The organism is Ruegeria sp. AL12 (assembly GCF_056540885.1).
The window spans coordinates 1,507,191-1,531,682 of the sequence record NZ_JBQFXN010000001.1 but is presented as its reverse complement, the minus strand read 5'-3'; the positions used below and the strand labels follow the sequence as shown (position 1 = coordinate 1,531,682).

At 61.8% G+C, this 24,492-nt stretch carries 22 protein-coding genes; 3 read left to right on the top strand and 19 right to left on the bottom strand.

The window, feature by feature from the left end; translation table 11 throughout:
* The first annotated feature begins 211 nt into the window (after positions 1-211).
* Positions 212-652, top strand: coding sequence for a rhodanese-like domain-containing protein (locus tag ACR0C6_RS07690; RefSeq protein WP_480618824.1), 441 nt, complete (start codon positions 212-214; stop codon positions 650-652).
* Positions 649-1,473 carry a CE1 family esterase gene (locus tag ACR0C6_RS07685; protein WP_480618786.1) on the top strand — a complete coding sequence of 275 codons (825 nt, stop codon included), beginning with the start codon at positions 649-651 and terminating at the stop codon, positions 1,471-1,473. Before ACR0C6_RS07690 ends, ACR0C6_RS07685 begins: the two co-directional genes overlap by 4 nt.
* Here ACR0C6_RS07685 and mdoH read toward each other — a convergent pair whose 3' ends face one another.
* The 13 genes from mdoH to cbiE form a co-directional block, all read right to left on the bottom strand.
* Positions 1,474-3,345, bottom strand: coding sequence for a glucans biosynthesis glucosyltransferase MdoH (mdoH, locus tag ACR0C6_RS07680; protein ID WP_480618785.1), 1,872 nt, complete (start codon positions 3,343-3,345; stop codon positions 1,474-1,476).
* Positions 3,342-4,841 (bottom strand): OpgD/OpgG family glucan biosynthesis protein, encoded by a 1,500-nt coding sequence (locus ACR0C6_RS07675; RefSeq protein WP_480618784.1) that lies wholly within the window; start codon positions 4,839-4,841, stop codon positions 3,342-3,344. The genes mdoH and ACR0C6_RS07675 overlap by 4 nt, the downstream gene beginning before the upstream one ends.
* Positions 4,838-6,055 carry an OpgC family protein gene (locus tag ACR0C6_RS07670; RefSeq protein WP_480618783.1) on the bottom strand — a complete coding sequence of 406 codons (1,218 nt, stop codon included), beginning with the start codon at positions 6,053-6,055 and terminating at the stop codon, positions 4,838-4,840. The genes ACR0C6_RS07675 and ACR0C6_RS07670 overlap by 4 nt, the downstream gene beginning before the upstream one ends.
* Before the next feature lie 28 nt (positions 6,056-6,083).
* Entirely contained in the window at positions 6,084-7,454 is a 1,371-nt protein-coding gene (locus tag ACR0C6_RS07665; protein WP_480444626.1) for a tetratricopeptide repeat protein, read from the bottom strand.
* Between the two features lie 179 nt (positions 7,455-7,633).
* Positions 7,634-8,818: a CaiB/BaiF CoA transferase family protein gene (locus tag ACR0C6_RS07660; protein ID WP_480444628.1), complete on the bottom strand. Its 1,185-nt coding sequence runs from the start codon at positions 8,816-8,818 to the stop codon at positions 7,634-7,636.
* Entirely contained in the window at positions 8,805-10,424 is a 1,620-nt protein-coding gene (locus ACR0C6_RS07655; RefSeq protein WP_480444630.1) for a thiamine pyrophosphate-binding protein, read from the bottom strand. The genes ACR0C6_RS07660 and ACR0C6_RS07655 overlap by 14 nt, the downstream gene beginning before the upstream one ends.
* Before the next feature lie 78 nt (positions 10,425-10,502).
* Complete coding sequence (locus tag ACR0C6_RS07650) at positions 10,503-10,961, bottom strand: DUF302 domain-containing protein (protein WP_480444631.1); 459 nt, start codon at positions 10,959-10,961, stop codon at positions 10,503-10,505.
* Positions 10,962-11,019: 58 nt separating this feature from the next.
* The gene (gene cobF / locus ACR0C6_RS07645; RefSeq protein WP_480618782.1) at positions 11,020-11,790 is read right to left on the bottom strand and encodes a precorrin-6A synthase (deacetylating); all 771 of its coding nucleotides are present in this window, start codon (positions 11,788-11,790) and stop codon (positions 11,020-11,022) included.
* Positions 11,783-12,511: a uroporphyrinogen-III C-methyltransferase gene (gene cobA, locus ACR0C6_RS07640; RefSeq protein ID WP_480618781.1), complete on the bottom strand. Its 729-nt coding sequence runs from the start codon at positions 12,509-12,511 to the stop codon at positions 11,783-11,785. The genes cobF and cobA overlap by 8 nt, the downstream gene beginning before the upstream one ends.
* Entirely contained in the window at positions 12,508-13,830 is a 1,323-nt protein-coding gene (locus tag ACR0C6_RS07635; RefSeq protein ID WP_480444636.1) for a cobyrinic acid a,c-diamide synthase CobB, read from the bottom strand. The genes cobA and ACR0C6_RS07635 overlap by 4 nt, the downstream gene beginning before the upstream one ends.
* Positions 13,817-14,611 (bottom strand): precorrin-4 C(11)-methyltransferase, encoded by a 795-nt coding sequence (cobM, locus tag ACR0C6_RS07630; protein WP_480444638.1) that lies wholly within the window; start codon positions 14,609-14,611, stop codon positions 13,817-13,819. Before cobM ends, ACR0C6_RS07635 begins: the two co-directional genes overlap by 14 nt.
* Positions 14,608-14,988: a cobalamin biosynthesis protein gene (locus ACR0C6_RS07625; RefSeq protein ID WP_171228873.1), complete on the bottom strand. Its 381-nt coding sequence runs from the start codon at positions 14,986-14,988 to the stop codon at positions 14,608-14,610. Before ACR0C6_RS07625 ends, cobM begins: the two co-directional genes overlap by 4 nt.
* Positions 14,985-16,184, bottom strand: coding sequence for a precorrin-6y C5,15-methyltransferase (decarboxylating) subunit CbiE (gene cbiE / locus ACR0C6_RS07620; RefSeq protein ID WP_171231967.1), 1,200 nt, complete (start codon positions 16,182-16,184; stop codon positions 14,985-14,987). Before cbiE ends, ACR0C6_RS07625 begins: the two co-directional genes overlap by 4 nt.
* Here cbiE and ACR0C6_RS07615 point away from each other — a divergent pair.
* Complete coding sequence (locus ACR0C6_RS07615) at positions 16,183-16,914, top strand: cobalt-precorrin-6A reductase (RefSeq protein ID WP_480444639.1); 732 nt, start codon at positions 16,183-16,185, stop codon at positions 16,912-16,914. The genes cbiE and ACR0C6_RS07615 overlap by 2 nt on opposite strands.
* Here ACR0C6_RS07615 and cobJ read toward each other — a convergent pair.
* The 6 genes from cobJ to cobW are packed head-to-tail and all read right to left on the bottom strand — an operon-like array spanning position 16,905 to position 24,492.
* Positions 16,905-17,669 carry a precorrin-3B C(17)-methyltransferase gene (gene cobJ, locus ACR0C6_RS07610; RefSeq protein ID WP_480618780.1) on the bottom strand — a complete coding sequence of 255 codons (765 nt, stop codon included), beginning with the start codon at positions 17,667-17,669 and terminating at the stop codon, positions 16,905-16,907. The genes ACR0C6_RS07615 and cobJ overlap by 10 nt on opposite strands.
* Positions 17,666-18,394, bottom strand: a complete 729-nt coding sequence (locus tag ACR0C6_RS07605; protein WP_171228408.1) for a precorrin-2 C(20)-methyltransferase — start codon at positions 18,392-18,394, stop codon at positions 17,666-17,668. Before ACR0C6_RS07605 ends, cobJ begins: the two co-directional genes overlap by 4 nt.
* Positions 18,391-19,020 (bottom strand): precorrin-8X methylmutase, encoded by a 630-nt coding sequence (locus tag ACR0C6_RS07600; protein ID WP_152457460.1) that lies wholly within the window; start codon positions 19,018-19,020, stop codon positions 18,391-18,393. Before ACR0C6_RS07600 ends, ACR0C6_RS07605 begins: the two co-directional genes overlap by 4 nt.
* Positions 19,020-20,141, bottom strand: a complete 1,122-nt coding sequence (locus ACR0C6_RS07595; RefSeq protein WP_480618779.1) for a cobalamin biosynthesis protein CobG — start codon at positions 20,139-20,141, stop codon at positions 19,020-19,022. Before ACR0C6_RS07595 ends, ACR0C6_RS07600 begins: the two co-directional genes overlap by 1 nt.
* A complete protein-coding gene (gene cobN / locus ACR0C6_RS07590) occupies positions 20,138-23,431 on the bottom strand; it encodes a cobaltochelatase subunit CobN (protein WP_480618778.1) in 3,294 nt (1,097 codons plus the stop codon). The genes ACR0C6_RS07595 and cobN overlap by 4 nt, the downstream gene beginning before the upstream one ends.
* Before the next feature lie 5 nt (positions 23,432-23,436).
* Positions 23,437-24,492: a cobalamin biosynthesis protein CobW gene (gene cobW, locus ACR0C6_RS07585; protein ID WP_480618777.1), complete on the bottom strand. Its 1,056-nt coding sequence runs from the start codon at positions 24,490-24,492 to the stop codon at positions 23,437-23,439.

Genomic DNA, 24,492 nt, shown 5'->3' with positions numbered 1-24,492 from the left:
AGGATATTTTCCCGACTGTCCAGATATTGTAACTTTTTTACAGAGTCCTATTGGCCCCATCAAAAACTCTGCAAGGATTCGAGAAAATGACGTGATCTTGATGTGGGCCGGGTTTTTCGACGCCCCGGTTTCTGACCATCTGTGATAGAACACATGTCAGCGAACAGGAGGCTGAATCTTGGCCGAGAAAGTGAACCGAGCCCGAAGATGGATGTTGATCGGCGCATGCGCGGCGATTGCAGGCGGGTTTGCGATCAGGGAATACCGTTTGATCCCCGAAGACCACGGCGGCGGCCGGATAACGGTTGCCGAGGCCCATGAGCAGGCCTCGAAGGGGAACGTTCTGTTGATCGATATCCGCACGCCGCGCGAATGGCGCGCATCGGGCATAGGCGAGGGCGCCGTGCCGCTGGACATGCGGCGCCAGGATTTTGTCAAGGCGCTGACGGAATTGGCTGGCGGCGATCCGACGACCCCGGTGGCCTTGATTTGCGCGCGCGGCGTGCGCTCGGCACGCCTGAGCAACCGCCTGATCGAAGCTGGATTCACCAATGTGATCGACGTGCCCGAGGGTATGTTGGGTTCGGCCGCAGGGCCGGGATGGGTTCGGGCCGGATTGCCGGTGCGCAAATATGATAAGGATGCAGGATGATCCGGGAATTCAGCCTTGTTTTGGCCTTGGCAGTGACCGGGCAGACCGCTTTCGCGGGGTGTGCCGGACAAGAGGATACCTGTGAGACGCCCATGGGTGCCTATCACATCGAACTGCCCGACGCGGACAATGCGCCCATGGTGGTGTTCCTGCATGGGTATGGCGGCAGCGGGTCGGGCACGATGCGCAATCGCGGGATGGTCGAGCCGCTGCTGGAACGCGGCTATGCGGTGATGGCCCCTGAGGGGTTGGAACGGCCCGACCGGGGCGGCACCAAAAGCTGGAATTTCTATCCCGGTTTTGGTGAGAGGGACGAAACCGCCTTTCTGACCGAAGCGGTGCAAGATGCGGCACGGCGGTTTGGCATCGACGCTGACCGTGTCCTGCTGGGCGGGTTTTCCGCCGGAGCCTTCATGGTCAACTATCTGGCCTGCGAGAGCCCCGATACGTTTTCGGCCTATGTCCCGGTGTCCGGTGGTTTCTGGCGTCCGCACCCTGAAACCTGCAATGGTCCGATCCGCATGTTCCATACGCATGGCTGGACCGACAATGTGGTGCCGCTGGAAGGGCGTTTGCTGGGCGGAGGAAGCTTTCAGCAGGGTGATATCTATGCGGGTCTCGAAATCTGGCGCGATGCGAACGGTTGTGTCGATCACAAACCGACCGGGTTCAGCACGACGGGGGATTTCATGCGCCGCCGGTGGACCACCTGTGCCGAAGGCAGCGCGCTGGAATTTGCTCTGTTCCCCGGAGGGCACACCGTTCCCGCGGGCTGGGCCGATATGATAGTCGATTGGTACGAAGGGCTTCCCGGCAGTTGATCACTCGGCCGGGGTCATGTTGCCTTTGCCTTCGACCAGTCGCTTCAGTTCATCGCGATAGCGGCGCGCCGACCGGGTAATGGCGGGTTCGCTGAAGTCTTCCCGCATTCCGACCATCTTGCGCGCGGCACCTGCCGAGACACCGCTGAGCGCTGACAACGGGATAGCCAGCGCCAGACTGATTGCGATCGGGGCCAGCCAGATCGACACCAGACCGGACAGGATACCGACACTCAGCGCGACTCCAATGATGGTTTCAAGCGCATGGCACAGGATCAGCGTTCGCGGACCATAGGTGCCACCGTCGCGGGCCTGAGGTGACCAGCCGCGCTGAATGCCGAAAGCCGTACGGAATACAGCGATCATCTGTTGCACCATTAGGATCGGAGCGTAAAGGATCGACAACAGAACCTCGGCCAGGAAAGAGGCAAGGAATTTGCGCCCGCCACCGAAATCCGCGTAGCGTACGCCGCTCAGCGGCAGGGCCAGAACGCCCAGAACCTTGGGGGCCAACAACATCGCGTACATGACCAGAATGATCAGCACGTGACGGGTTTCCGACATCTCGGGCCATTGCGGGAACAGAGGATTGTCGGGGCTGAAATAATGCAGGACAGAGGCATCCTGACCCTGACCGATCAGTGCCCACATCAACAATAGTGCAAACCACAACGGAGACATCAGATAGCCGACCGCGCCGTGGAACATGTGAAACCGCGACACGGCACGGAATCCGGAAGAACCCAGCAGTTTCAGGTGTTGCAGGTTGCCCTGACACCAGCGGCGGTCCCGCATGGCGTGATCGATGAGGGTCGGCGGTGTTTCTTCATATGACCCGCGAATACGCGGCAGAAATCGCACCGCCCATCCGGCGCGGCGCAGCAGGCCGGCCTCGACGAAATCGTGGCTCATGATCAGCTTGTCCTGACCGCTGAACGAACGCAGCTTGGGCAGGCCGGCGCTGGAGGCAAAGGCCTTGGTGCGGATAATCGCGTTGTGGCCCCAATAGTTGCCCTCTTGCCCGCACCAACGGGCCAGACCTTCGGCAAAGGCGATGCCATAGACGCCATTTGCAAATTGCTGCATCCGGGCAAAGACCGACTGTGCGCCGATCAGCTGCGGATAGCTTTGAATCAAGCCCGCACCCGGATCGCATGCCAGTGCATCGGTCAGGCGATGGATCGCGCGCCCGGTCATCAGGCTGTCGGCATCCAGCACCAGCATGGCATCCCAATCCGCGCCCCAACGGCTGACCCAGTCGGCGATATTGCCCACCTTGCGGTCGGTATTCTGTTCGCGGCGGCGATAATACAGCTCGAGCCCGGGTGCCAGCGTGGTGCGCAGTGCTTCGACGCTGGCCTGTTCCTGCGCCGCAATCTCGGGATCGCGCGTGTCCGACAGAATGAACATGGCATAATGATGTTTGCCGCCGCGCGCCTGAAGATCCTCCAGCATGGTGCGGGCATTGCCCAGCACGTTCCAGGGGACTTCGTTGTAGACCGGGGTCAGCAGGGCCACCCGCAGGGGTTGCGCCGCGGCCCGGCGCTCGGGGCGTTCCTGTTTCGCCAGCGACACCATGCCCAGCAAAACGGTGCAGACGGTGAAGGAAATCCAGAAGAAGTTGAACGAAATCAAAGCCAAAAGAATGGCTTCGACCACGTTTATGCCTTCCGCGCCGAACCAGTCGCACATGACCCACAGCAAGGCCAGAGTGGCGGCCATAGCAGGCGAAAAAACCAGCGCGCGCCAGAAACCGGCAGAGGATTTGTGCTGACCAGAAGGCGCATCGGCATCCCGGAACCGTGCGCTGAAGTTCTGCGCCGGCATCGCCAGAGGGGCCTCGGGCGGCATGATATGCAGATCGCGGCTCATGTGGTCCAACGGTACAGCCAGACTTCCGAGGCGGGCTGTTTGTCTTTCAACAATTGCGCGCGCAACTCGACATGGTTGCGTTCGCCGGGCTGGAACGAAAACGCCAGGCGTGGACCACCGGTATCCGGGTTGCGCTGCAAGACGCCTTCTGAAGTTTCCGCATGTGGCGAATCCACAAAGATCGTAATTGCGCCCAGGTCCTCGAACAGCTCGCTGTCTTCAAAATCGATGACGGCCAGCCGGCCTTCGCCAAAGGTGTTCTCGCCCATCGCGGTGTTGATCACGCGCGGCATCGGTGTGCGCTGGGGTTCTTCACCCCAGATCAGGCGATAGGACAGATCAACCTGACTGCCTGCCGCATAGGGTTCAGCGGGCCTCCAATAGGCGACGATGTTGTCATAGATTTCCTGATCTGCCGGAATCTCGACCAGCGTGACCGAGCCTTTGCCCCAGTCTTCCTGGGGCTCGACCCACAGGCCCGGGCGCTTGTGGTAATTGGCCTCGAGATCGGCATAGTCCGAAAACTGTCGTTTGCGCTGCATCAGACCAAACCCGCGCGGGTTTGTGTCGACGAAGGATGAGACCTGCAATCGGGTCGGATTGGCCAGTGGACGCCACAGGACCTCGCCCGCGCCATTGCGGATCATCAACCCGTCGCTGTCGTGCACAGCAGGGCGGAAATCGTCGAACCGGCTGTGGTTGGTCTGGTCGAACAGGAACATCGAAGTTCCCGGAGCGATACCCACATGGGGCAGGTCTTCGCGCGGGAACAGCGTTGCCTCGACGTCCATGATGCAATCCGCGCCCGCCGTGACGTTGAAACGATAGGCGCCGGTCACGCTGGGGCTGTCCAACAATGCGTGCACGACCATGTTGCGTTGGCCCGGTTCGGGACGTTCCAGCCAGAAACGGATGAATTCGGGAAATTCCTCGCCATCCGGGTCGCCGGTTTTCAACGCCAGACCCCGCGCGGACAGTCCGTAAACCTCGTGCAGGCCAATGGCGCGGAAATAGCTGGCCCCCTGCCAGACGCAGAATTCATCTGTCTTGCCGGGGCGGTGCATTTCAGTGCGCAGACGCAGGCCCGAGAAGCCCAGCGTGTCATCGATTGGCAGTTGCGGCACGTCTTCGGACTTGTCGAACATATCCAGATCGAAGGCGACCGGCTTGGTCATGCCGTTCTCGACCGTTTCCACCTTGACGGTGCGTGGGAAATACAGGCCGGGGGTGAAGAAATCCACGTTGAAGGGCGTCTCGGTTTCATACCACAGCGCCCGGTCAAGCCGGAACCGGATGGAACGGTATTGCTGATAGGTCAGGTCCTGCCATTCTTGCGGTACCATCTCGCGTTCCACATAGGGGCGGCTGGCCAGATCGCGGGCCATCTCGATCACATAGTCGCGGTCAAAAGGCGTCTCACCGCCCGTCGCATAGGCGGATGGAGCGAAGGCCAAAGCAGTCGTCGAGACGAGGAATGCGCGACGGGTAAAATTCATTTCTTCGACTTCCAGGGTTGTGACTTGAACCAAGCTGCCAGATAGGCAACGCCGATGATCATCGCAAACCCAATCATGTTGGCGATAAAGACAGTGGCGACATCCCGCCCAGCCTGATCCAGCGCGACGCCGATCAACCGGGCCGCGGCCATGGAAAACACGAAAACGGCAAGGGATTGCTGGCCGACCTTGGTGATAACGGCCAGCAGGAATTGCCAGGTGCGTGCGCCCACACCATGACCCGTCGCGATCAGGCGGTGGCCGTGCTCGCCCGCTGCAACCCATCCCAGATAGGCCAGCGACAGAAAGTGGACATATCGAAGAAGGCCGAACTCGGTTTTGCCACGCAGCTCTTCGGTCAGGGGCCAGCCCTTGCGGATCACTGCGCCAAGCTCGGGTGCAGCCGTGTTGATCCAGGTGAAGACTTTCCATGACCCGAACGGGGCTGACAAAACGACAAAGGCAATCGCCACCCAGATCAAGGATTTCGACACGGGCGGGGCCGGAATCCAACCGCGCATGAAGGCGAAGCCGGTGAAAAACAGCAATTGCCATCCGAAGGGGTTGAAGAACCATTGGCGCTGGGACCAGGGTTCTGCGGGAAGGGCAAGCGCGCCGGTTTGTGCGATGAACCAGATGGCCACGCAAACTGCCGCCATCAGCCAGAAACTGACGCGGTAGAGCGCCATGTAAAGCGGCATAAGCGCCAGTACGACCAGATACATCGGCAGGATATCGAAGTAGTTCGGCACATAGGTCAGTGTGAAAATCCCGACCATTTGCGGGGCCGGATCATTGAAGAAATGTTGAAGGTTCAACGACGAGACATAGGTTTTCTCGAACGCGCCGGTCTGATCCAACGCGGCCATTGTCATTGCAACAAAGAAGAACAGGGCAATATGCGCCCAATAGACCTGCCAGATGCGGTAGGCCACTCGGGCGGTGCCCATCCACCATCCCTTGCGCAGAAATGCCCCGCCAAAGGCGATGGCCGAGGCCATGCCCGAGCAGAACACAAAAATCTCGGTCGCGTCCGAGTACCCAAAGCGGGCAGGAATCCACTTTGCCCAGGGATCGTTGGGAATATGGGCGATCAGGATGATGAACATCGCGATGCCGCGATAGAAATCCAGACGCGGGTCACGCGCACTGGCAGGGGCTGCGGCCGGGGCCGCAGCGGGTACAAAATCAGAAGCGGGCGATATGGTCGCCATACGTTTTCTGTCCTTCTTGGTCTTCTTGTTATTCGGCGGGGACGCTTTGGACGTCACCGCTGTCGCGGGCCGCGTCGATCAGGGCGCGACGCGCGATGGCATAATTGTCTTCGCCCCCGGCGCGCTTGGCGCGACGGTCATCCAGAATGCGTTCCACCGCGTCCAGGCGACCCGCGCGCAGGCCGGAATCAATGGTAATGCGTTCAAATACATCACGTTGCGCGTGGCTGCCACCGGCCAGTTGCATGGAATCGCGCGCCGCCAGCAGATGATCAAACGCCGTTCCATAGTGGCCGTCACCAAAGGCCTCTAGGCCCATGGCCGCAGCGATACCGGGGTCTGCCATGCGGCGGGTGGTGTCGTCGTCGGCGCGGGCCGCATCCTTGTTCATGCGGTTCAGCATCTTGGCCGTGGCATCGGCGCGATTGTCACCGGTAAGCGCCAGCAGATAATGCAGATCCGCAAAGATCAGACAGCCATCTTCCGTTCGTGCGGCACTCAGATCAGCCAGCTCTTCCCAGCGATTTCCGACATTCACGCCCTCAAGTTCAAGCCGCATCAGCAGCGAAGTACCGTTCGAGATGTCGCGATAATCGTCGGTTTTGTCCTTGCGGATGTGATTGTCATACAGCTCGATCACCTGATCGACCTGACCCAGATCCAGATGCATCAGCGCCTTGTGCCACCACACGTGGTACCGGAAGTTGTTGCAGTGGGCCCAGGCCGCCTCGCGCCCGGCCAGCCAGTCTAGGCCCAGCTGCGCATTGCCCGTCATCTCATGGACATGGGCCACAGCGTGCAGGCCCCAGGCATCATCGGACACCATCCATAGCGCCTGACGGCCCGCGATTTCGGCTTTTTCATAAGCGCCTGTTTCTTCCAGCGCGAAGGAATGACAGCCCAGCAGATAGCCGCGCCCGGGGTGGTCCGGCTCATATGCGGGCATCACCCGCTCGATCGAGCGGCGCATTCCGTTTGCATCGCCCAGAACAAAGCGGGTCGCATGGCTTAGTTTCATCGCCAGCGTGTCCTGCGGATGGTCACGCAGAATCGCTTCGAATTTCTGAACCGCCTGTGCCTGCTGTCCAGCCAGATACAGGGCCAGCGCATCCACGTAGAGACGTTCGCGTTCAGTTGCAGGTTGACGTTCCATCGCCGCGTTGGCAGCAGCCAGCGCTTCGACAGCAACCGCCATCATCTCGCGCCGCCCAAGCAGCGCCATGAACAGACCTTTGACCGCTTGACCCAGCGCGAAGTCGGGCTCGAGTTCCAGCACTTTGCCCAAGTGCTGCGGCGTGACAGCGGCATGAGCCATGAACCCAAGCAGAACACCATTCCACGCTTCGACGGCCGCCGGCTGGGTCAGGGTGTTCATCTGTCCGAAAACGTCTTGTTTCATACTTGGGTCCAATCTGATTGCGATATTTGACACTGTTCGATGTACCAGAGTGTGCGAGAGGGACGTAACAGTATCGACGCTGCTCTCGAATTGGTGAAATGACGTGTGCGAAAAAGATGAAAAAAACCGCCGATTCAAGGGCATGTTTCAGCGACTTGCCGCCTAAATGTGCAAGTATTTCAATCCTCGAACGGGTTTTCGGCGCTCAGAACAGCCTCAGTATCGGCCCCGCAGACCGGTGGGGCGCTGCGATATGTTACAGGCGTCCGAGACAGGTTCAGAGGATTCCCGATCAGGTTGACCTGACCCGGCTGGGCCTGCATGGCAATCTGCATCTGTCTTGCGGCCACTTGTTCCGTGTTGAACACCTGATCCAGCGTCTGCACCGGGCCGACGGGCACTTTGACAGCCTCCAGACCGGAAATGACGGTCAGGGTATCCAGCGCCTTCACAGCGGGGCGAAGAATCGAATTCAGCGCGTCACGATGCTCCAATCGGGCCGGGTTGGTCGCGAATCTCGGATCGTCTGCCAGTTCAGGAGCATTGATGAAGTTGCAGAGTTTTCTGAACTGGCCGTCATTTCCAACCGCGAGAATCACGTGCCCATCGGCGGTTTCGTAGACGTCATAAGGGACGATGTTGGGGTGCCCGTTTCCGCGTCGTTGCGGAACATTGCCTGACGTCAGATAGTTGACGCCTTCATTGATCAGCCAGGCGATCTGGGAATCCACCAGCGCCAGATCGATCTGCTGGCCCTCGCCGGTCAAGTCGCGGTGGCGCAGCGCGGCCAGGATACCCACGGTTGCATACATCCCGCACATCACGTCGGCGATGCCAACACCCACTTTCATGGGCGCGCCCTCGGGGTCGCCGGTCAGCGACATGATCCCGCCATAGCCCTGCGCCATCAGGTCATAGCCGGGCTTGCTGGCATTCGGGCCGGTTTGGCCGTAGCCCGAGATCGAACAGTACACGAGGCTTGGAAACTGTTGCGACAGGGTGGCATAGTCCAGCCCGTATTTGGCCAGCCCGCCCGGTTTGAAGTTCTCGATCAGGATGTCCGCATGTGACGCCAAGCGTCTGATTTCCGCCTGACCCTCGACCGAGGAGATATCCAGCGCGACGGATTTCTTGTTGCGGTTGGCAGACATGAAATAGGCGCTCAGATCCGAGCGGTTGCCCTCGGCATCGCTTACGTAGGGCGGGCCCCATTGCCGCGTGTCATCGCCCCCGGTTGCCGGGTTTTCGATCTTGATGACGCTTGCGCCCAGATCGCCCAGAAGCTGTGTGCATGTTGGGCCCGCCAGGATCCGGCTAAGGTCCAGAACCTTGACACCCTTCAATGGGCCTTCAGATGCGGCCATCATAGCCTCCACGCTCAACTTCAGCAGCAATCACCGTAAATGTCTCAGCCTTTACAGCAGCTTCCAGTGCGGCGCGCAACTCTGTCCTGTTACGAACCGTATGGCCATTGCCGCCAAAGGCGCGGCCCATTGCGGCGAAATCATGATGGCCGAAATCCACGCCCGTGTTGCGCATCTGTCGCTGGCGTTGTTTCAGCTCGATCAGGGCAAGGCTGGCATCCACGAAGACCAGAAAAATCGGGTTGCCGCCCATTTCAGCCGCTGTCGACAACTCGCCCGCAACCATCAGGAACCCCGCATCCCCCGAGAAGCTGATCACCGGGCGGTCGGGTTCGGCCAGTTTCAGGCCAATGGCCATGGGTACGGCACATCCCATCGTGCACAACGCCGAGGACTGGATCAGCCCGCGTTCTTCGTTGCACGCCCACATCTGGCTCAGCAGAATGCGGTGTGCGCCGCTGTCGGCCGTGGCCAGTGTTTCAGGCGGCAGGGCAGCACGGGTTTCGACAATGACGGCAGCGGGCCCCCAGCTTTCATCGGTGGGGAAGTCCTTTGCCAGCGCGGCTTTGATCTGCTCGGGTTCGTTGCCCGGCCATGTTTCACGGGCCGGGTTGCCTTTGGCTATTGCCTCCAATGTCTCGCCCGTGTGGGCAACAAGGTTCAATCCAGCCTGATGCATGTAGTGGTCGTTGACCACGGCAGAGATATCGATGACGCGCTTTTCTTCCGGATCCCAGATCTCACGCCAGCCGGGGCGCATTTCGATCGGGTCATATCCCAGACACAATACCAGATCCGATTGTTCGATCAGAGGCACAAGATGCTTGTCAGCCAGCGGCGACAGCCCCGCGCCGCCCAGACACAGCGCGTGATCCTCGGGCACGACGCCTTTGGCCTTGTAGGTCGTTACGAAAGGAATGCCAAAATGCTCCAGGAACGCCTGCACGACACTGCGCGAGTCGTCATAGAGGACATCCAGGCCGATGATGGCGATGGGGCGTTCGGCCTCGGCCACCCAGCGGCGGGCCTTCTCAAGGCATTCACCACCGGGGCTGACCGGCGCGACCTTGGCCAGCCGGCGGCGTTTCACGCCGGTAACAGGCGTGTCGGCAACCGAGATCGGGACATCGATATGAACCGGGCCGGGTCGTGGCTGCATGGCCAGCGACACCGCCTTGTCGGCAATGATATCCGCGCCTTTGGCTGTCAGCGTATAAGTGCCTTTGGTGATCGCGCGATAAACCCGGCTGTGATCCATGACCTGATGGGTATAGGTCAACGCTTCGTCCGCATCGACGCATCCGGTCAGAACGACCATCGGCACACGATCCTGCAAAGCGTTCGCCACCACATTGATCCCGTTCATTGCGCCCGGACCCAGAGTGGCGACCAGAATTGCAGGTGCACCGTCGCGATGATGAACGGCCTCGGCCATGAACCCGGCAGAGTTTTCGTGCTTGGTCAGATGAAAGGTGATCCCAGCCTTTTCCAGCGCATCGACCAGCGTCAGGACCTCGCCCCCCGGCATCCCGAATGCGTGTCGGCACCCCGCTTCATAAAGGCGTTGGGCCAGAATATCCGCAGCGCGGGGCGAGGGGTCTTGCATCAGTCATGCTCCGATAAAACCGTTTCAAGCAGATTGCGGAGGACGTTCCCGGACGCAAGGCGGTTCACGCCAGTGTGACTATTTGACTGCGCGTTCAGCGATCGATTGAAACGTCGAGTCAAGCTCGGCGGCAATATCCATCAGGTTCTGACCGCCTTCCGAGGCGTAGGGCGCAAAGACGAAACTGGGGGTTTTATACGACAGGTTTGCCGTCCCGTCTTTGTTCTCGGTAACGTAAAACCGGATCGGGGCCTCGATCATCGCGTGGACCGAGGTTTCCAGAACCCGCACGGCGTAGTCATTGTTGAAAGCGCCGATCACGCGATTTCCGGGAATCGATATCCCACGTGCTGCCGCCGCTTTGGTCGGGCCCGCCTGAGTCACGACGATCAGCCCGTTTTCCTTGATCGCGGCTTTGGTTGCGTCAACCAGTTCTGCATACGGTTTCTGGGTTGGGTATACGGCCCAGCCCTCGGGCGCATCCTGAGCCCACAGAGGCAACGCGATCAGGCAGAGCAGGGGAATGAAGGCTTTCATCAACGCGTCTCCGGTATCTTGCTCTGACCTGTGTGCCAGACTTGAGTGTCCTGCGCAGTCACGAATCCGTGTTCGCCGCGCGCTGCTGCACGTCGCGTTTCTTCAGCAAGTAGATATCCATGATCCAGCCATGGTCGGCTCGGGCGCGGGCGCGCGTGTCAAGGATCCGCTGCGCGACTTGATCCAAAGGGCCGCTGATCAGCAGTTCTTCTTTCATGCCCACATAGGCCCCCCACCAGATGTCATACTCTGCCATTCTGAGGGACTGGAACGAACATTCCCCGTCCAGCATGACGGCGACTTTCGAAGCGGTTTCAGGCCAGCCTTCCTCCCGGATACGACGCCCGGTGGTCACGACATAGGGTGCGCCCAGGTCATTGATCGGGATCGCATGAGCCGCGGTCAAAGCCTGCAAGGCCGTGATGCCCGGGATCACCCTGGTGTTGGGCTTGGGGTCCAGCCGCGCCGCAATGCGCAGCGAACTGTCATACAGGGACGGGTCGCCCCAAATCAGCAGCGCAATGTTCTGCGCCTCCGGGTGGGCCGCGATCGCCTCTTGCCAGCGCAGCGCAATGGCGTCGTGCCATTCGTCCACGCCACGCAGATAGCCGTCATCCGCCCGGCGTCTGGGGATGTCAAAATAGGCTATCCTTGGTGGTGTCTCGGTTACCCGATCGATGATTTCCTCACGCAGCCCGGCCAGATCGGCCTTGTTTTCGCCTTTGCGGGGGATCAGGATCAGATCGGCCGACCGGATCGCCTGCGCCCCCTGAAAGGTCACGTGATCCGGGTTGCCGGTGCCGATGCCAATCAGGCTCAGGTCAATCATCTTCGAACTCCGCCAGCGGCCCGTAAAGGATCAAGGCCGGAGCCGTGCCGATCTCGGATTTCAGCTGTTCGGCCAGGGCACCGATGGTGGCGCGCGTCAGCTTCTGATCCGGGGTCGAAACAGATTCAGCCATCAAAGCAGGCGTATCCAAAGGCAGGCCGTGTGAATGCAGTGCTTCTGCCAGAAGCGGGAAAGTACGTTTACCCATGAATACGACAGTGGTGGCCTGAGAATCGGCCAAGGCTGTCAGGTTCAGGTCGTCCGGCAACGCGCCACTGACGTCATGTCCCGTCACGAACTGCACCCGCCGTGCGGTCAGACGACGCGTCAGCGGGATGCCTGCAGCAGCAGCGGCAGCCACCGCAGACGGTACGCCGGGGATGATCTCGAATTCAATGCCCGCCTCACGAAGGGCAACAAGTTCTTCTTCCAGTCGCCCGAACATGCCGCCATCGCCGGATTTCAGCCGCACGACATGTTGGCCGGTCTGGGCGTAGTCCACTAGCAACCGGCTGACATGGTCCTGTTTGGGCGAGGGGCGACCTGCCCGTTTGCCCACGCCCACAAGGTCGGCGTCTTCGCGCGCGTGGCTCAGAATCGGCCCGCTGCTGAGGTCATCGAACAAAATTGCATCGGCCTTTTGCATCCTGTCGACGGCCTTCAGCGTCAGCAGTTCCGGATCGCCGGGGCCCGAGCCGATGAAAGAGACAAATCCGCTCATGCAGTTGCCTCCGCAATCAGGTGAAAGAATGTACCGGTGACTTTGCCGCGAACGGAGCCGGTCTGAGGTCCCTCTGCGCCTTCCGCATCAAACACGCGTGCCAGCGGCGGGTCAGGCTGATCCACGATCGAGGAATAGTGGAACTCATGCCCGCGCAGCGCTGCATTCTGTGCAAATCCCGGCATCGGGGCCAAAAGTTCGGCCTTGCGATAGCCTAGGTTGAATTTGCGTTTTTGGTACGACGTCACCAGCCCCAGCAGGCCAGCCATTTCATGCCGCACGCCATCCTTGTCGATCAGCGCATGACCCAGCGCCATGTATCCACCGCACTCGCCATGCACAGGCCTTGTTTCCGCGTGCTTGCGCAGACCCGCGAGGAAGGTTTGGGCAGCAGCCAATGTCCCGGCATGCAGTTCAGGATATCCGCCGGGAAGCCAGACCAGATCGGCATCCGCCGCCGGGGCTTCATTAGCCAGTGGCGAGAAGGGTAGGATTTCGGCCCCGGCGGCGCGCCAGCCTTCCAGCAAATGTGGATATGTAAAAGAAAAAGCCGCATCCCGTGCCAATGCAATCCGCTGGGCCGGAGGGCGCGGCAGCGCGTCTGACGATGGCCCAATGGGGCCTGAGGAAGCCGCCCGTTTGATCGCCTCGAGATCCACATGTTCACGCAGAAATGCGGCATAGCCCACAATGGCGCTTTCCAGATCCGGGTGTTCGACGGCCTGGATCAACCCCAGATGCCGCTCGGGTAGGGTCAGATCGCCTCGGCGCGGCAGCACACCCAGAACCGGCAGGCCGGCGCGTTCCATCCCCAGCCGGGTCAGGCGCTCGTGCCGGGGGCTGGCACAGCGGTTTAGAATGACGCCAGCAAAGGGCAGATCGGGGTTGTACATCCTGAACCCCAGCGCGGTTGCCGCCGCAGACTGCGCCTGGCCGCCGACATCCAGCACCAACACAACCGGCCAACCCATCCGTGCAGCGGTCTCGGCGCTGGACCCATGACCCAACTCACCCGGCTTGGCCACGCCATCGAACAGGCCCATCGAACCTTCCGCCACGACGATGTCGGCGCCTTCGGCCTGCGCGGAGATCGCGTTCAACAAAGGATCGCCCATCGCCCAGCTGTCAAGATTGAACGAAGCCCGCCCGGACGCGGCTCGGTGGAAGGCGGGGTCGATATAGTCCGGTCCGCTCTTGAACGGTTGAACGGTCAGGCCATCCTCGGCCAACGCGCGCAACAGGCCCAGCATTACCGTTGTCTTGCCCGTACCCGAAGACGGGGCGGAAATCAGAAGGCCCGGAGGGTTAATCATCACCATGGCTCCAGCTTGACCAGGGGCTCTCGGCGCTTTGCGGGCGATAGCGGCGGTCGTAATCTTTCGAATACAGGCAGCTTTCCTCGAAACCTTCGCCCGCCAGTGCCGGGCCGACCATGATCAACGCAGTCCGCGAGATGCTGTCATCCAGCGCGTCTTTGAGCGTTCCCAGCGTGGCGCGGATGATCCTTTCATCCGGCCAGCTCGCGCGATAGACCACGGCGACCGGACAGTCGGCCCCATAGGCCGGGGTCAGATCGGCAATGACATTGTCCAGATTGCCGATGGACAGATGAATGGCAAGTGTCGCCCCTGTACGTGCGAAATTCTCCAACGTCTCGCCTTCGGGCATGGAAGATGCACGGCCTGGTGTCCGGGTCAGAACCACGGATTGCGCCAGCCCGGGCAAAGTAAGCTCGGTTCCCAAAGCCGCCGCAGCCGCCGCAAAGGACGGAACGCCAGGGGTCACGCTGACCGGGATGCCCATTTCCTTGAGGCGGCGGATCTGTTCCCCCATCGCCGACCAGACCGACAGGTCGCCCGAATGCAGACGGGCCACATCCTGGCCGGCCTGATGTGCGGCCTCGATCTCGGCCATGATCTGATCCAGATCCATCGGCGCGGTGTTCACGATCCTTGCGCCTTCGGGGCAGTGGCCAAGAATTTCTTCCGGAACCAGGGAACCCGCATAAAGGCAAACGGGGCAGGATGCGATGATGTCGCGCCCGCGCAGCGTCAACAGGTCGGCGGCGCCCGGTCCGGCGCCGATGAAATGAACGGTCATGTCTGTCCTCCGATGGCTATGGCGCAGGTCGCCAGCCGGTCGTCTGAAATCTGTCTGGGTGAAAGCAGCCGCGCGCCCGGGCCAAAAAGCTTTCCGGCGGCGGCCAATGCGGATGCTTCGGCCACGCTTCCGGTGCCATAGGTTGCGCGGCTGCGGTTCGAGCAGGTGAGTGTACGTTGACCGGCCAGATCGGCGGCGGCAACGAAATGCAGGGGAAGCGACAGTTCTTCGGCAAAGGTCGTCAGGACCGAATGACCTTCCTTGTCGGCAACGGTTGCCAGGGCGGCGACATCGTGGTTTGCGGCCGCCGTGTCAAATGCGGCGCGCAAGCTGGCAACCGTGGCAGCGGACGAGAATCCCAAACCGGCAACGATCATAGCGTCACGCTCCACTGCACGACCGGATAGGCGGATTTCCAGCCGCGGCGCGGTCCAAGCGGCGCCGACTGAGCGAGTTCGATCCGCAGAAGCTCTCCGCCCAGTTTCTCATGCCACTGGGCCAATGTGGCCTCGCTTTCCAAAGTCACGGCATTGGCAACCAGGCGGGTTCCGGACGGCAGGTTCTGGTGCAGCCAGTGCAGCAGGTCTGGATCAAGCCCCCCTCCGATGAACACCACGTCGGGCAGTTCCAACCCATCCAGTGCAGCGGGCGCGGTGCCATGGATGACATTCAGCCGATCCTGACCCAATGCATCGGCATTCCGACGAATGCGCTCAGCCCTGTCAGCACGGGGTTCAATGCTGGTCGCGGTCAGGGTCGCATCGCACATCAGCCATTCGATGCTGATCGAACCGGTGCCCCCTCCGATATCCCACAAGTGTTCGCCCCGTTGCGGAGCAAGCGCCGAGAGTGTCAGCGCGCGGATCGGGCGTTTGGTGATCTGACCGTCCGTCTCGAAGATGTGGTCCGGTTTGCCAGACGCCTTGGAAAGGGCAGGTCCTGCACCGGAAACCTCCAGACCGACGCAAACCGGATGGTCGAACGTGCCCAACAGCGCCTCGGTCAGCGTGACTGTTCTGGTGTTTTCGCGCGGACCGCCAAGCGCCTGCATCACATGCAGGGCCGAGTCGGCGAAGCCTGTCTCGGTCAGATACCGTGCCAGTTCCGCCACGGACTTTCCGTCACGCAGCAACAAGATCGCGTGCGCTCCCGGCGCCAGATGAGGACGCAAACGGGTCAGCGGCGCGGCGTGCAGGCCGAAGGTCAGGGTGCTTTCCAAAGGCCAGCCGAGCCGGGCAGCGGCCAGCGAGAAGGTGGATTGGCCGGGCAGGGCGGTCCATTCACCGGCATCGAAATTGCGCGCAATGACCGAACCCGCGCCAAACCAGAACGGATCGCCCGAGGCCAGAACAACCGTCTGCCGGCCACGCAATCCCTTCAGGATCGGCAGCCCTTCCGAGAACGGCACAGGCCATTCGACACGTTCCGCCCCTGTTTCGGGCAGCAATGACAGGTGGCGCGGCGGCCCCATGATCACTTCGGCCCGGTCCAGCACTTGACGGCTGGTTGGCGACAGGCCATCAAACCCATCTTCGCCCAGTCCCAGAACGGTCAGCCACGGAGATTCAGACATGACAACCCTCCTGATCCTTGGCGGCACGACCGAGGCCAACGCGCTGGCCAAAGCTGTTTCGCAACAAGGGATTGCGGCTGTGTATTCCTACGCTGGACGGGTGGAAAACCCGCGTCCGCAGCCCTTGCCGGTAAGGGTTGGCGGTTTCGGCGGTCCGGAAGGTCTGGCCGCCTATATCCATGAGAACGCCATCACCCATGTCGTGGACGCGACCCATCCATTTGCGGCCCGGATGAGCCGGAACGCGACCGAGGCATGCGCCGCGACGCGGACGCCATTGGCCGCGTTGACTCGCGCGTCCTGGGTGTCGCAGCCCGGCGATGTCTGGCGTCACGTGCCCGACATGGCTGCCGCCGTGGACGCATTGTCCGGCGATGCTCAGCGTGTCTTCCTTGCCGTTGGCCGCATGCATCTTGAAGATTTTTCGACCCGACCTCAACACAGTTATCTGCTGCGCCTTGTGGATGAGCCCGACACTTTGCCCTTGCCGAATGCAGCGGTGGTCGTCGCCCGAGGGCCGTTTACCGAAGCCGACGACCGGGCGTTGATGCAGCGCCATGGGACGCAGCTGGTCGTGTCCAAGAACGCTGGCGGCACGGGCGCTCGCGCCAAGCTGGACGCGGCGCGGGCGCTGGGCCTTCCCGTGCTGATGATCGACCGCCCGGTTCTGCCGAAGCGGACCGAGTTTTCGCAGGTCGCACAGGTTCTGGACTGGCTGTCTCATCCCTGATCCTCATCAGGGGTGAAGCGAGGGGTGTAAACGATGGGTGCGCCATAGCGCTCGATGACGCGCGTTCGGGATGACCCCACGATCACCACAGTCTGCATATCCGCCATGTCGGGCGTGGCTTCGGCCAGTGTCGAAATGCGCATCTCTTCATCGGCCCGCGATACGGCGCGGGCGAACAGGATCAGACGTTCGGGCTCACATTCTTCACGCAGGATTTCCAGCGTTTTTACAAAGCCTTCCGGGCGGGACTTCGAGCGCGGATTGTAAAAGGCCATCGAGAAATCCGCCTGTGCAGCAAGGCGCAGGCGTTTTTCGATCAATGACCATGGTTTGAGGTTGTCGCTGAGGTTGATGGCGCAGAAATCATGCCCCATCGGGGCGCCCGCGCGAGCGGATGCAGCCAACATCGCCGTGATCCCCGGCAGCACATCGATCTGAAGGCCACGCCATTCCGCAGGGCCGTTTTCCAGCGCTTCGAAAACGGCCGCCGCCATGGCAAACACGCCGGGATCGCCCGAGGATACAACGACCACCCGTTTGCCATCGGCAGCCATTTGCAGTGCATGTTGCGAGCGGTCGATTTCGACCCGGTTGTCACTGGCATGCAGTGTAAGGCCGGGGCGCTCGGCAATACGCGCCACATATGGGATATAGCCCACAACATCGGTGGCTTCGGCCAGCGCGGCTGTTACTTCTGGTGTAACAAGCGCCTCGTCACCCGGCCCCAGACCGGCAATCTTGACCCAGCCGCTCATGGTCGCCGCCCCTGACCGTGCACGACGATGATCGAGAAATACGGGGTGATCTTTTCGCAGGCTTCGGACAGCTTTGTCACCGTCTGGTTCGGCATCTGCGCATATTCCACGATCCACGCCCGGTCATACAGGCCAGCGGTCTTCAGAGCGCGCTTCACCTTGTCGATGTTGCGTCCGATTTTCATCACGACCAACGCATCGGTCAGAGCCATGCGTTCCGCCAGCGTGTCCTCGGGCAGGGTGCCAACCAGCACGGTCAGCACATCATCACCCCAGGTGATCGGGTCCCCTGTCGCTGTCCAGGCTCCGGACATGCCGGTAATGGCGGGTACAACTTCAACCGGCGCGTCTTGGCGCAGACGGCTGTAAAGATGCATGAACGAGCCATAGAAGAAAGGGTCGCCCTCGCACAGAACAACCACGTCCTCACCCTGTTCGGACAGGGCCTTGAGATGGGCGGTGCAGTCTTCGTAGAATGCTGCCAGCAATTCGTTGTAACGCGGGTCTGTCACCGGGATCTCGGTAGTTACGGGATACTCCATGGGAAACTCGACCGCGCCTTCGGGGATCATCCCGTTAACGATCTTGCGCGCCTGACCACTGCGACCGGGTTTGCGGAAATAAGCCACATGCTTTGCATTGCGCAGCAGGCGATCAGCCCGGACGCTCATCAAATCCGGATCGCCGGGGCCAAGGCCCACACCGTATATGGTGCCCATCTTCATTCTGCCCGGCTTGCGATGGCGTTGATGGCCGCCACCGTGATGGCGCTGCCGCCCAGACGACCTTTGACGATGCAGGACGGCACCGGTTGCGCCTGCCACAGCGCATCCTTGGATTCCACCGCGCCGACGAAGCCAACCGGGCAGCCGATGATCGCGGCAGGGCGCGGGCAATCCGGGTCTTCCAGCATGTTCAGCAAATGGAACAGTGCGGTGGGCGCATTGCCTATGGCGACCAGCGCGCCCTCTAGATGCGGCCGCCACAGCTCCAGCGCAGCGGCGGAACGGGTGTTGCTCATCTCGGCGGCCAGCGGGCGTACGCGTTCATCATGCAGGGTACAGATCACTTGGTTGTCGGCGGGCAGGCGGAAACGGGTGACACCTTCGCTGACCATGCGCGCATCACACAGGATCGGTGCGCCATTTTCCAAAGCAGTGCGGGCCGTCTGCACGAAGCCGGGCGAGAAATGCACGAACTCTTCCAGCCCGACCATGCCCGCGGCGTGGATCATGCGAACGGCAACCTGCTCTTCATCGGCATCAAAACGGGCCAGATCAGCCTCGGACCGGATGGTGGCAAAGCTTTCCTTGTAGATCGCCGCGCCATCGGTTTCGTATGTATAGGGCATCAGGTGAAGTCCATAGTCATGAGTGTTTCCGGGTCGAGCCCGCGTTGGCTGGGCTCATCCCCTGCGCGGCCCTGTTTGACAAGATCAAATCGTCCGTTTGCGCCCACCAATGTGATGTCGGCAGGACCCATGCGAGCGCATCCCTTGCTGCAGCCTGAAACATGGAGGCGTCCGGACACCCGCGAAGCCAACGCCCGGGCGATGTCGCGCGTCTCGGCCTGCGCCTGCGGGCAGAACGGTGCGCCGGGGCAGGCGTCGGTGGTCATCAACGGATCGGTTCCATCTTCGACAAAGGCCGGGGCAGGTATCGCCGCCCCGCCTTCCAGCAGGATCAGCCGCCACGGGGTGACGCGCAGGGCGCAAGCGCCGCTGTCCTCGATCAGGTCATACAGCTTGCGCGCAGGCAGCGACCCAAAAGCTGCGCCGTAAAGGGCACCCAGTTCACAGCGGCCCGGTTGAAGCTTTGCGCCAACAGAACCGGGCGCAAATCCTTGCCATTCCTGCGGCAGGGCGTCGATGACACGCGCCATGCGGCGTGTTTCGGGCGTGTAGGTTTCGGCAAACCACATTGCCAGCGCGATCACGTGGTCAATGGCGTCGGTCTCGGTCACGCTCCGCCCGGTTTCGCAGCCATCGGCGCGCAGGATCAGGCCGCCAGCTCCGGTTTCCAGACGAATATCAGCCGAATCCGCCGCCAGCAGACGTTCGCGGCCGGTGTCGATTGCAAAGCCGAACTTTGCCGGCAGGTCCGGCAGCTCCGCAAGCCGATCAATCAGTTCATGGGTCAGTCGAGCAGTCAAATCGCCCGCCTGATAGAGCGGTGTAACCAGAATATTGCGGCGTATTTCGATACCGGGTTCCGCATCCAGCAGGTTCAGCGCGGCAAGCTCTTTGAGAAGAGGCTGATGGTCTTCCTCTTCCACGCCCCGCAATTGCAGATTGGCGCGATTGGTCAAATCGATCGAGCCGTTGCCAAAGCGGTCCGCCAGATCGCACAGTCCCAGTGCCTGATCGGCCTCCAGACGCGCCAGCCGGGGCCTGACCCTGACGACCAGACCGTCACCGGACATCATCGGACGATGGGCGCCCGGGCACCAGCCCTGAACAATTGGTGCACTCATCTCAATCCCTCCAGATCAGCCCGGATAGAGTTCCGGCGCGTGTTCCAAAGCCCGGCCTCAAGCAGCGCGCGGAACCGGTCCTGCATGGCCTGGCGCGCCTTGGGATTGGCCTCTTGCAGGAACGCGTCGACCTCTTCGTTGCCCAGAGTGGCATCGTGGTAGAGGTCAAAAAGATATGGTGCGACCGTGCCAGACAGATGCGCGAAAGAAGCCATATGATCCAGCGTTGCCGCGATTTCAGCCGCCCCCCGGAAACCATGGCGTTGCATCCCGGCGATCCAGCCGGGGTTGGCGGCACGGGCGTGGACGACTCGGCTGATTTCTTCACGCAAAGTGCGGGCACGCGGGTTTTCGGGGTTGGTGTTGTCCAGATGGTACAGCTGCGCGGTTCCGCCGGCGATCTTCTTGGCGGCGGCAAAACCCGCCTCGTGTGTGGCATAATCGTTGGCCAGAAGAAGATCGGTTTCGGTCAGGTCCTGCAAATGGACAAAGCTGTCCGCATTTGCAACGCGTTGGGTGATGCCGTCCTTGTCCTGCGAGATGTGTTCGCCTTCCAATGCAAAAGAACTGGCCTCAAGCCACGCTTCACCGGCCTGCGCACGGGCCTCGTCGGTATACACTTCGGAAAGTTCGGTCATATTGACGCCATAGCTTCCGGGCGCAGGTCCATAGACCCGCGCTTCCGGCGCCTGCCCGGCATAGGGGTTCCAGTCCGTTGCCTCATCGCGCGCGGCCAATGCGCGAACCGCTTGGCCAAACAAGGCGGACAGCGTCGGGAAAACATCCCGGAACAGGCCCGAGACCCGCAGGGTCACGTCCAGGCGCGGGCGGCTCAGGTCGGTGATCGGCAGAACCTCGATGCCGGAAACCCTCTCGGACCCTTTGTCCCACACGGGTTTGACGCCCAGCAGGTGCAGGGCCATGGCGAATTCCTCGCCCGCCGTGCGCATCGTGGCTGACCCCCACAGATCGACGATCAGCCCCTTCGGGTAATCGCCTTCTTCCTGAAGATGGCGCCGCACCAGTTCCTCGGCCAGTTTCACACCCTGAGCATAGGCCGCACGGGTCGGAACCGACCGCGGATCGGTGGTGTAAAGGTTCCGCCCGGTGGGCAGAACATCTGACCGGCCACGATAGGGGGACCCCGAAGGTCCGGCATCAATCCGCTTGCCTTCGAGCGCTTTGATCAGCGCGTCGCGTTCGGCGTGGGCCGAAGGGGCCGGATCGAAACTGCCCGTCACCTCGGGCACGCGCCCGAAGATGTGCAGCCCGTCGCCAAACTGGCTTTCCTTGATGTCACAGACAAAGCGGTCGATGCGGGTGATGGCCTCGGCGGTGCAGGTTGCCTGATCGAGGCCAAGATCGCTTTCCAGCCCTATCGCCTGCGCCTCATCTCGGATATCTTCCTGCAAGCGGTCGCGGCGTTTGGGGTCAAGCCCGTCGGCGTTGGAAAACTCATCCAGCAGCGATTCAAGCCGCACCATCCGATCCGGCGTGCCGCTTTCCTTCATCGGGGGCGGGATGTGGCCCAGCGTGACGGCTCCGATCCGGCGCTTGGCTTGCGCGGCCTCGCCCGGGTCGTTCACGATAAACGGGTAGATCACCGGCAGATCGCCGATCAGCGCCTCGGGCCAACAATCGGCAGACAAGGCGACCGATTTTCCGGGCAACCATTCCAGCGTTCCGTGCGCGCCGATATGGATCAGCGCATCGGCACCCAACCCTTTGCGCAGCCACAGATAGAAGGCGACATAACCGTGGCGCGGGGTGCGCGAGAGGTCATGATAGTCGTCATCCCGCAACTCGGGCGTGCCGCGTTCGGGTTGCAGCGCGACCAGCGCCTTGCCGCGCCGAAGCGCGGTGAAATGGAAGGCCCCATCGGCACAGGCCGGATCATCTTCGGGCGCGCCCCAAACGGCGTGCAGATCAGCGCGCAGGGTTTCGGGCAATTCCGCAAGCGCATCCTGATAATCCCCGAGCGACCACGAAATCCGTGCGTCCAGAAGAGTGTCGGCAATCGGCTCGCCAGTCGCGATGTCATAGCCTTCTTCGTCAAGATCGGACAGCATCGCCTCGGCCGAGGCCAGCGCGTCGAGGCCAACCGCATGGGCCATCTGCCAGTCTTTGCCGGGATAGGTGGACAGGACCAACGCAGGAATCTGATCTGCCTTGGGTTTGTCGTTCAGTGCAAGCCAGCCTGATACACGGTCGATGATCGCTTCGATCCGGTCCGGTTCGGGCCGATGTGCAAAGCGCGCGTATTCCAGATGCGGATCGCGTTTTCCGGGTTCCTTGAAAGACGCAACTCCCGCCGAGATCCGTCCATCCACCTCGGGCAGAACCACATGCATGGCAAGATCGGCCGGGGACAAACCGCGTTCCGCCTCGGCCCAGGCTTTGCGGCGCGAGGTGGCGAGAGCGACCTGAAACACCGGCACGCCTGCCGCGTCCAGAGGCGACGTTCCCGACGCGCCTTTTCCCGAAAACGAGGTGGCGTTGACAATGGCCGATGGGTTCAGCGCAACAACCTGTTCCCGCAACCAGTCGGCGGCCACGGGCGCCTTGAGAGACGGGGCAAACAGGCCCACCGCCGCGTATCCACGGGCGCGCAGGCTGCGGATCAGCGCGGCGATCGGGGCGGTGTCTGCCGAGGTCAGGTAAGCGCGGTAAAAGGTGACGAGGATTCGTTTGACCTTGCCTTCGAACGCGGTTTCCACCGGGATTACGCCGCGATCCGGACACCACGCGCCACATTGGGGCAAGGTCTTGGCGCCCATCACCGGACCGGCATAAAGCCCCGCCGCCAAAGCCATCTGCGCCAGCGCCGCCTGTGCCGCGACCTCGCCGCCGGTATCGCACAGATGCGCCAGACGCCGCAGGGTCGAGACCGGCAGGGTGGAATAGTCATCCAGCCGCGTGTCCTCGCGCCCGTCAGCGGGCAGCACCGCCAGCGCGATGCCCTTGGCCTGCGCCAGCGCCAGAACCTGCTGCAACCCATAAGCCCAGTAGGGGACGCCGCCGATCAGACGGATCAGAATACCCTTGGCGCCCTCCATCGTCTGCTCGACATAGGTATCGACCGACAACGGGTGTTTCAACGCCGTCAAATTTGCCAGCCGCAGGGTCGGCATTCGCCCTTCCGGTCCGCCACCACGATGCCAGCCCGCCGCGAAAGCCCCCAGATCGCTGTCCGAAAACGACAGCACCACCAGTTCCGCCGGGCTCTGGCCCAGATCGGTTGGGGTCTCGGTTTCCTCGAGCCCGTGGCTTTCGCGGAAGACGACGTGCATGTGTCTTACTCGGCAGCCTCACGCACACCCACGAGGATTTCGCGGATTTCCGCCTCTTTGATATCGTCATGCTCGGCGATGACGACCAGACGCGAACGACGGTCTTCACCGGGTTCCCACGGGCGGTCATACTGGTGCCGTACCCGCGCGCCGACCGCCTGAACCAGCAGGCGCATGGGTTTGCCCTGAACGGCGGCATACCCTTTGACGCGCAGGATGTTCAGTTCATTGGCGAGGCGTTCGATATTGGCGATCAGTTGGGCCGGTTCGGTCTGCTCGGGCAGCTCGACGATGATGCTTTCGAAATCGTCATGCTCGTGATCGTGATGGCCGTCGTGATGCGAGGGTCGGGCGTCCATGTCATCCTCGGCGGCGGCTTCCAGACCCAGCACAACGCGCACGTCCACGACACCTTCGGCCACTTCGACGACGGCCAAGGGGCGCGGCGCCTCGGCGGCGATGATCTCGCGCGCTTTGGCCACGCCTTCGGGGCCGGCGAGGTCGGGCTTGGTCAGCAGAATGATGTCTGCGCACGAGATCTGATCCTCGAACACCTCGGACAGGGGCGTTTCGTGGTCGATCGAGTCATCGGCCATGCGCTGGGCGTCCACCGCTTCGACATTGGGCGCGAAACGGCCTGCGGCCACAGCCTCGGCATCGGCCAGGGCGATCACGCCGTCGACGGTGATCTTCGAGCGGATGTCAGGCCAGTCGAATGCCTTGAGCAACGGTTTCGGCAGGGCCAGACCGCTGGTTTCGATCAGGATGTGATCCGGGCGCGGCTCCAAAGCCATCAGGGCCTCGATGGTGGGAATGAAATCATCTGCCACGGTGCAGCAGATGCAGCCATTGGCCAGTTCCATGATGTTTTCCGCCGGGCAATCAGGAATGGCACAGGATTTCAGGATGTCGCCATCGACGCCCACATCGCCGAACTCGTTGACCACGACAGCAAGGCGCTTGCCCTGCGGGTTCTGCATCAGGTGACGCACCAAAGTGGTCTTGCCCGAGCCCAGAAAGCCGGTGATCACTGTGACGGGGAGTTTTTCGAGGTTCGACAT